6 protein-coding genes are annotated in these 8,967 nt (G+C 50.8%); all 6 read left to right on the top strand.

Going from position 1 to position 8,967, the window contains the following annotated elements; genetic code table 11:
- Positions 1-1,258, top strand: a 1,258-nt coding sequence (locus H6A13_RS06275; RefSeq protein ID WP_275952147.1) for an SbcC/MukB-like Walker B domain-containing protein, incomplete at its 5' end; no start/stop codon positions are given.
- A 17-nt stretch (positions 1,259-1,275) separates the two neighbouring features.
- Positions 1,276-2,412, top strand: coding sequence for a UDP-galactopyranose mutase (gene glf / locus H6A13_RS06270; protein ID WP_204908760.1), 1,137 nt, complete (start codon positions 1,276-1,278; stop codon positions 2,410-2,412).
- 131 nt (positions 2,413-2,543) lie between these two features.
- Complete coding sequence (locus tag H6A13_RS06265) at positions 2,544-4,037, top strand: DUF1846 domain-containing protein (protein ID WP_204908759.1); 1,494 nt, start codon at positions 2,544-2,546, stop codon at positions 4,035-4,037.
- Positions 4,038-4,173: 136 nt separating this feature from the next.
- Positions 4,174-6,075, top strand: coding sequence for an ATP-dependent zinc metalloprotease FtsH (ftsH, locus tag H6A13_RS06260; RefSeq protein WP_204908758.1), 1,902 nt, complete (start codon positions 4,174-4,176; stop codon positions 6,073-6,075).
- A gap of 65 nt (positions 6,076-6,140) precedes the next feature.
- On the top strand, positions 6,141-7,985 hold the full coding sequence (uvrC, locus tag H6A13_RS06255) for an excinuclease ABC subunit UvrC (protein WP_204908757.1): 1,845 nt from the start codon (positions 6,141-6,143) through the stop codon (positions 7,983-7,985).
- A 42-nt stretch (positions 7,986-8,027) separates the two neighbouring features.
- Positions 8,028-8,954, top strand: a complete 927-nt coding sequence (gene hprK, locus H6A13_RS06250) for an HPr(Ser) kinase/phosphatase (protein WP_204908756.1) — start codon at positions 8,028-8,030, stop codon at positions 8,952-8,954.
- Positions 8,955-8,967 lie beyond the last annotated feature (13 nt).

Genomic DNA, 8,967 nt, shown 5'->3' with positions numbered 1-8,967 from the left:
GTATAATAGAAGGATCCAGACAGAACTTCCAAAGGAAGCCGGGCAGTCGCCAGGAGAGACAGAAGCGCTCCTTGCCGCAGAGGAAAAGAGACTGGGGAGAGAAGGAAAAGAACTGGAAGAACAGATCCATAAGGCGCAGGAAGAGAGAAAGCAGTATCTGAATGCCGCAGGATCCAGAAAAGATCTGGAGGAAACAGAGACCAGACTTCAGGAACAGGAAACGGCTCTCTTAGAAGAACGAGAAGAACTCCGCCTTGCGATCCGGGAGATTCAGGCAGCTTTCCGTACCAAGGCCCAGGGCCTTCCGGTTCCGGAAGAAGCGCAGGCAAAAGCACAGCTGCAGAAGCTGGAGGAAAGGCTTCAAAACGCCAGAGAAGGCCGTACGCAGGCAGAAGAGGCGTATCGGAAGGCGGCAGAACACTACAGCAACCTGCAGGGGCAGAAACACCGGCTGGAAGAGACGGTGAAACGGCAGCAGGAGGAAAAGGAACGAAAGGAGAACCTGTACCGGGAAATGGCCGGCCAGGAACAACAAGGATCCGAACCGGCAGAACCGGAAGCTTTGAAAGAAAAGATCGAAGCCACCCGGAAAGAGCACCAGAGCGTACAGGAAGCATATCTGAAGATATACGGCGACAACCGGAAGAATCAGGAAGTCCTGGACCGGATCCGCCAGTATGAAGACCAGGACAGGGATCTGCAGAAAAGATACGAAAAGATCAGCCGTTTGAGCAAAACAGCCAACGGTACGCTAAGCGGATCGGTGAAGCTGGATTTTGAAACCTATGTCCAGCGCCAGTATTTCAAAAAGATCATCCAGGCGGCCAATCAGAGACTGGCCCGCATGGCGGGAGGAGAATTTCTGCTTCAGTGCAGGGACATCGAACATCTGGGAAGCCAGGGTCAGGCCGGACTGGATCTGGACGTGTACCACCTGGCAAGCGATTCTGTGCGGGATGTGCGCACCCTGTCCGGCGGGGAATCCTTTATGGCCTCTCTTGCGATGGCGCTCGGCCTGTCTGATATTGTGCAGAATATGGCCGGGGCAGTCAGCATTGATACCATGTTTGTCGATGAAGGATTCGGCGCTCTGGACGATGAAGCAAGAGAGCAGGCGGTCCGGGTGCTGGCAGATCTGGCAGGAGAGCAGAGGCTGGTGGGGATCATTTCCCATGTCAACGAACTAAAAGAACAGATCGACCGGAAGCTGGTAGTAAAAAAGACAGAAACAGGCAGTACCGTACACTGGGAATGGTAGAAAAGGAGTGGGAACGAATGAAAAAATATGATTATCTCATCGTGGGCGCGGGTCTTTTTGGCGCGGTTTTCGCCTATGAAGCAGGAAAAGCAGGAAAAAAAGTTCTGGTGATCGATAAAAGGGATCATATAGCCGGAAATATTTATACAAAGGAAATAGAAAATATCCAGGTGCATCAGTATGGAGCGCACATTTTCCATACTTCTGACCGGGAAGTCTGGGATTATGTGCAGCAGTTCGCAGAGTTTAACCGGTATACCAACAGTCCGGTGGCCTGCTATAAAGATGAACTGTATAATCTTCCTTTTAATATGAACACTTTCAGCAAAATGTGGGGGATCCGCACGCCTGCCGAGGCAAAAGAGATCATTGAGCGGCAGATCAGGGAAGCCGGGATCCGGGAGCCAAAAAACCTGGAGGAGCAGGCAATCTCTCTGGTAGGAAGAGACATTTACGAAAAACTGGTCAAGGGGTATACGGAAAAGCAGTGGGGCCGCAGAGCCACGGAACTTCCCAGCTTTATCATCCGGAGACTGCCGGTACGCTTTGTCTATGATAATAACTATTTTAATGACAAATACCAGGGGATCCCTGTGGGCGGTTATACGCAGATCATTGAAAAAATGCTGGAGGGGGCCTGTGTCCGGCTGAACACGGATTTCTTCACCTGCAGAGAGGAATTGATGAATGAGGCGGAAAATCTGGTATTTACCGGCATGATCGATGAATACTATGATTATTGTTACGGGGAACTGGAGTACCGGAGCCTCCGGTTTGAGACAGAGGTGCTGGAGATGGAGAATTACCAGGGGAATGCGGTGGTTAACTACACGGAGTATGAGATCCCTTATACCAGGATCATTGAACACAAGCACTTTGAATATGGCTGCCAGGGCGGATACGGGGAAAGCAGATCGGGAATTTCTGATAAAACCGTGATCACCAGGGAATATCCTGCTGCCTGGAGCAGAGGGAAAGAGCCTTACTATCCCATGAATGATGAGAAAAATAACGCCTTATATGAAAAATACAGGGCGCTGGCAGACAAAGAAGAGCATGTGATTTTCGGCGGACGCCTGGGGATGTACCGGTATTTTGACATGCATCAGGTAGTGAGAGAAGCGCTGAAAGCTGCGGAAAAGGCACTGGGATAAAGCGTGCAATCGCAAAAACCTGAGAAAAGTCTGTAAAATCCCGGCGTCTTGTAGTATACTTGATATGTTGATGTTAAGGCCGGCGCGCGCCGGCCATGACGATATAAAAAAAACGGAGGAACGAGAGATATATGAAATTAGGATTTGACAATGACAAATACTTACAAATGCAGTCTTCTCATATTCGGGAACGCATCAGCCACTTTGACAACAAACTGTATCTGGAATTTGGCGGAAAGCTGTTCGATGATTACCATGCTTCCCGCGTGCTTCCGGGGTTTCAGCCGGACAGTAAGCTTCGCATGTTAAAGCAGCTTGCCGATCAGGCCGAGATCGTCATCGTGATCAGCGCTGAAGACATTGAGAAGAATAAGGTCCGCGGAGATCTGGGCATCACTTACGATAAGGACGTGATGCGTCTGATCAGTGTTTACCGTCAGAACGGTCTCTTTGTAGGCAGCGTTGTCATCACAAAATACGCCGGGCAGGAGAGCGCCCACCTGTTCAGGAACCGCCTGAAGAAAATGGGCATCCAGGTGTACCGGCATTATGTGATCCCCGGATATCCGGCCAATGTGCCGCTGATCGTCAGCGATGAGGGTTACGGGAAAAATGAATATATCAAAACCTCCAGGCCTCTGGTGGTGGTGACGGCCCCGGGACCGGGAAGCGGCAAGATGGCGGTCTGCCTTTCCCAGCTGTATCAGGAGCATAAAAGAGGCATCCGGGCGGGCTATGCCAAGTTCGAGACCTTCCCCATCTGGAATCTTCCGCTGAAGCATCCGGTCAATCTGGCTTATGAAGCAGCCACGGCGGATCTTAACGATATCAATATGATCGACCCCTTCCACCTGGAAGCCTACGGAAAATCCACCGTAAATTATAACCGGGATGTGGAGATCTTCCCGGTGTTAAATGCCATGTTCCAGCAGATTTACGGAGAAAGCCCGTACAAGTCGCCTACCGATATGGGCGTCAACATGGCGGGCAACTGTATCTGTGATGACGAGGCCTGCCAGGAAGCTTCCAGGCAGGAGATCATCCGGCGCTACTATGACTCCCTTGGCCGGTTCCTGGCCGGAGCCTGCGCAGAGGATGAAGTATATAAGATAGAAATGTTGATGAACCAGGCAGGGATCACGGTTCATGACCGTCCTGTGGTGGATGCGGCATTAAAGCGCGCCGAAGAGACCGGTGCTCCGGCTGCCGCTCTTCAGCTTGCCGACGGACGGATGATCACAGGCAAGACGTCTAATCTTCTGGGAGCCTGCGCGGCCCTTCTGCTTAATGCATTGAAGGAACTGGCCGGCATTGATCACGCCTGCCACGTGATTTCCCCGGAAGCGATCGAACCGATCCAGATCCTGAAGACCAAGTATCTGGGCAGCCGCAATCCCAGACTTCACACCGATGAGGTTCTGATCGCCCTGTCTGTCAGCGCGGCCACCGATAAAAATGCACAGCTTGCCCTGGACCAGCTTCCCAGGCTGGCAGGATGCCAGGCCCATACTTCTGTCATGGTCGGTTCTGTAGATAAGAAGCAGTTTAAAAAGTTGTCTATTCAGGCAACATTTGAAGCAAAATATGAAAACAGCCCCATATTTTTCAAAGAGTCCGGCGTGTAATCGAAGTATAAAATTTTTATAAAAAAAGGAAGAAAAAGGTTGGGAAACCATGAAAAAACGGTGAAGAAAACAGGTTTTTATTGATTTCCAGAAAGGCTGTCCGTATAATGTAAGAGGAATATTAGGAGGAACAAAAGTGGACAACCAAAACAACAACCCAAATAACAGAAATAACAGGCAGGGCCTGTCTTTTATCTTGATCGTGACGCTGATCACAGCCATGCTCGTGATGATGCTTTATCAGTTCCAGGGAAATGGAAATGAGCAGGAGATCAGCTACGATGAATTCCTGAAAATGGTAGATGATGGCGAAGTAGACAAGGTGCTGATCCAGAGCAACCAGATTGTGATCACTGCCAAGAAAGAAAAGGGAGAGCGGATAGCGAAAGAATACTATACCGGACTGGTGCAGGATGACACTCTTTCCGAACGGCTGTATGAGGCCGGGGTAGAGTATGAGCAGGAGATCCCGGACACCACATCGGCGATCGCGATTCAGCTTCTTGCGACCTTCCTGCCGATCGCGCTTTTAGTGGGCATGATCGTGTGGATGACAAGAAAGATGAGCAAAGGCGGAGGCGTGATGGGCATTGGAAAGAGCAATGCCAAGATGTATGTGGAGAAGCAGACCGGAGTCACCTTCCGGGATGTGGCGGGCCAGGATGAGGCCAAGGAATCACTCCAGGAAGTCGTAGACTTTCTGCATAATCCGGGAAAATACACCAGCGTGGGAGCCAAACTTCCCAAAGGAGCGCTCCTGGTGGGACCTCCGGGAACCGGTAAGACCCTTCTTGCGAAGGCGGTGGCAGGAGAAGCCAACGTACCGTTCTTCTCTTTAAGCGGTTCGGCATTTGTAGAAATGTATGTAGGCGTGGGTGCGTCCCGTGTGCGGGATCTCTTCAAGCAGGCACAGCAGATGGCGCCCTGTATCATTTTTATTGACGAGATTGACGCGATCGGAAAAAGCCGTGACAACCAGCTGGGAAGCAATGATGAAAGAGAGCAGACTCTGAACCAGCTGCTGGCTGAGATGGACGGATTCGAGAGCAATAAGGGACTGGTGCTCCTGGCGGCAACCAACCGTCCGGAGATCCTGGATCCGGCGCTTCTTCGTCCCGGACGTTTTGACCGGCGGATCATTGTGGAAAAACCGGATCTGAAAGGCCGGATCGACGTGCTGAAGGTACATTCCAAGGATGTGCGGATGGACGAGACGGTGGATCTGGAAGCCATAGCTCTGGCCACTTCCGGCGCCGTAGGATCGGACCTTGCCAACATGATCAATGAGGCGGCCATCAACGCAGTAAAGCATGGCAGAAATGCTGTGTGTCAGCAGGATCTTTTCGAAGCTGTGGAAGTGGTGCTGGTAGGAAAAGAAAAGAAGGACCGCATCATGAGCCAGGAAGAACGGCGGATCGTATCCTATCATGAGGTAGGACATGCACTGATCAGCGCGCTGCAGAAAGACTCCGAACCGGTCCAGAAGATCACCATCGTTCCCCGGACCATGGGGGCGCTGGGGTATGTCATGCAGACGCCGGAAGAAGAGAAATTCCTGAATACCAAAAAAGAACTGGAAGCTATGCTGGTAGGCATGCTGGGAGGCCGGGCCGCAGAAGAGATCGTCTTCGACACCGTGACCACCGGAGCGTCCAACGACATTGAGAAAGCCACCAGTATCGCAAGAGCCATGATCACGCAGTACGGTATGAGCGAAAAATTCGGCCTGATCGGGCTGGAATCCATCCAGCACCGTTATCTGGACGGACGTCCCGTTGCCAACTGTGGAGAAGAAACCGCTTCCGAGATCGACCACGAAGTAATGAAGATGCTGAAAAACGCATACGAGGAAGCAAAACGTCTGCTGGCAGAACACAGGAGTTCTCTGGACAAGATCGCAGACTTCCTGATCGAAAAAGAAACCATCACCGGAAAAGAATTTATGGATATCTTCTATGAAGTAGAAGGCATCGATCCAGAGACAAAAGAGAAAAAGAAAGAAGAACGGATCACGATGAATCCAGTAGAAGAAATATAAATGTTTCTGGGGACGGGGGATTTCTGGAAATCCCCCGTCCCCATTTTATGTAAGGAGCGTTTTGTATGTTTGACATTCAGGAAGAATTGAAAAAGCTTCCGGGAAAGCCGGGTGTCTACCTGATGCATGATGAGAAGGATGAGATCATTTACGTGGGCAAGGCGGTCAGTTTAAAGAACCGTGTGCGGCAGTATTTTCAGAGCAGCCGCAACAAGGGGATCAAGATCGAGCAGATGGTGACGCATATCAGCCGGTTTGAGTATATTGTGACGGATTCGGAGCTGGAGGCTCTGGTTCTGGAATGTAACCTGATCAAAGAGCACCGGCCGAAATACAATACCATGCTGATGGATGACAAGACCTATCCGTTTATCAAGGTGACGGTGGAAGAGCCGTTTCCCAGGATTATGATGACCAGGCGTATGGTGAAGGATAAGGCGAAATATTTTGGGCCTTACACCAGTGCCGGGGCTGTGAAAGATACGATTGAGTTGATTAGGAAACTTTATCATATCCGAAGCTGTAATCGAAAACTTCCCAGAGATGTGGGAAAGGAGCGCCCGTGCCTGAATTATCACATTCATCAGTGCAATGCTCCCTGCCAGGGATATGTTTCGGCGGAAGAATACCAGGAATCGGTTCAGGAGGTTCTGAAATTTCTGAATGGAAATTATGAGGGGATTGTGGAGCAGCTAAAAGAAAAAATGGAGAAGGCTTCGGAAATGCTGGAATTCGAAAAAGCGATCGAATACCGGGAACTGATTGCTAGCGTTCAGAAGATCGCCCAGAAACAGAAGATCACCGATGCCGCAGGCGCAGGAGACGACCGGGATATTCTGGCCATGGCAGTGGAAGGCGAAGACGCGGTCGTTCAGGTCTTCTTTATCCGGGGCGGCCGGCTGATCGGGCGGGATCATTTTTACCTGAAGATTGCAAAAGAGGAGTCGGCAAAGGAAACCTTGTCCAGTTTCATCAAACAGTTTTACGCAGGCACGCCCTACATCCCCGCGGAGCTGATGCTGCCGGAAGAGATCGACGACCAGGAACTGATCGAAGAATGGCTGACCAAAAAACGGGGCCGCAGGGTGCATATCAAGGTGCCGAAAAAAGGCACGAAAGAAAAGCTGGTGGAACTGGCGGCACGAAATGCGAAGATGGTATTAAGCACGGATAAAGAGCGATTAAAGCGGGAAGAAGGACGAACTATCGGGGCGGTCAGGGAACTGGAAAAACTGCTGGGCATTTCCGGCATCGTGAGGATGGAGGCCTACGACATTTCCAATACCAGCGGATTTGCGTCTGTAGGATCCATGGTGGTCTATGAAAAAGGAAAGCCCAAACGCAATGATTACCGGAAGTTTAAGATCAAAGGCGTGCAGGGAGCGGACGATTATGCCAGCATGGAAGAAGTTCTGACCAGGCGGTTCACCCATGGCCTGAAAGAACAGGAAGAAGGGAAGGAACTGGGCGGATTTACGGCATTTCCGGACCTGATCCTGATGGACGGCGGCAAAGGACAGGTAAATATCGCTCTGCAGGTGCTTGAGAATCTGGGACTTGCCATTCCGGTCTGCGGCATGGTCAAGGACGACAATCACCGGACCCGTGGGCTCTACTATCAAAACGAGGAACTGCCCATTGACCGGAATTCCGAATGCTTCAAACTGATCACCCGGATCCAGGATGAAGCCCACCGCTTTGCGATCACCTTCCACCGGAAACTCAGAAGCCAGAGCCAGGTCCACTCGATCCTGGATGACATTCCCGGAGTAGGCCCTGCAAGGAGAAAAGACCTGATGCGGCATTTTGAGAATATTGAGGCCATCAGAAACGCTACGGTGGAGGAATTGAAGGGACTGCCCTCTATGAATGAAAAAGCGGCGCAGGATGTATATAAATTTTTTCACTGATGTGGTACAATATCCCTAATAGAACGGAAGAAGGAGATTATTATGGCAAAGACAGTGGAATTAAAGAAAATTGTAGAAAAAATGAATCTGAAAAACCTGACTCCGGATGTTGAGCTGAACGATAAAAAGGTGGAAGTTCCGGATATCAACCGCCCGGCTCTGCAGCTGACCGGGTTCTTTGAACATTTTGATTCCGAGCGTGTTCAGATCATCGGCTATGTGGAATATACATTCCTGGAGAAGATGGACGAGGAAAAGAAAAGGGAAGTTTACAAAACCCTTCTGTCTTATAAAATTCCCTGCATTATTTTCTGCCGCAATCTTTCGCCGGAGCAGATGCTTCTTGACATGGCGGTAGAGGCGGATGTGCCGATCTTTATCACGGAGAAAAAGACGTCTGCCTTCACGGCGGAGATCATCCGCTGGCTGAATGTACAGCTTGCTCCCTGCATCTCCATCCACGGCGTGCTGGTAGACGTATACGGCGTCGGCGTGCTGATCATGGGGGAAAGCGGCATCGGAAAGAGCGAGGCTGCGCTGGAGCTTGTGAAACGTGGACATCGTCTGGTCAGCGACGACGTGGTAGAGATCCGCAAGGTCAGCGACGAGACTCTGGTAGGATCCGCGCCGGACATTACCAGACATTTTATTGAGCTGCGAGGCATCGGGATCGTGGATGTTAAAACGCTGTTTGGTGTGTTAAGTGTCCGCGAGACCCAGAATATCGATCTGGTCATCACTCTGGAAGAGTGGGACAAGGAAAAAGAATACGACCGTCTCGGCCTGGAAGAGCAGTATACCGAATTTCTGGGCAACAAGGTGGTCTGCCATCAGCTTCCGATCCGTCCGGGCAGAAACCTGGCCGTGATCGTGGAAACAGCTTCCATCAACTACAGGCAGAAGAAGATGGGCTACAATGCTGCGCAGGAGCTGTATAAGAGAGTGCAGCAGAATCTGGCGAGAAGATAAAAAGAGATAAAGA

It is taken from the genome of Mordavella massiliensis, from assembly GCF_016902415.1.
In the GTDB taxonomy this organism is placed as follows: domain Bacteria; phylum Bacillota; class Clostridia; order Lachnospirales; family Lachnospiraceae; genus Merdimonas; species Merdimonas faecigallinarum.
The sequence above is the reverse complement of the archived record's forward strand: the minus strand, read 5'-3'. Positions and strand labels throughout refer to the sequence as shown.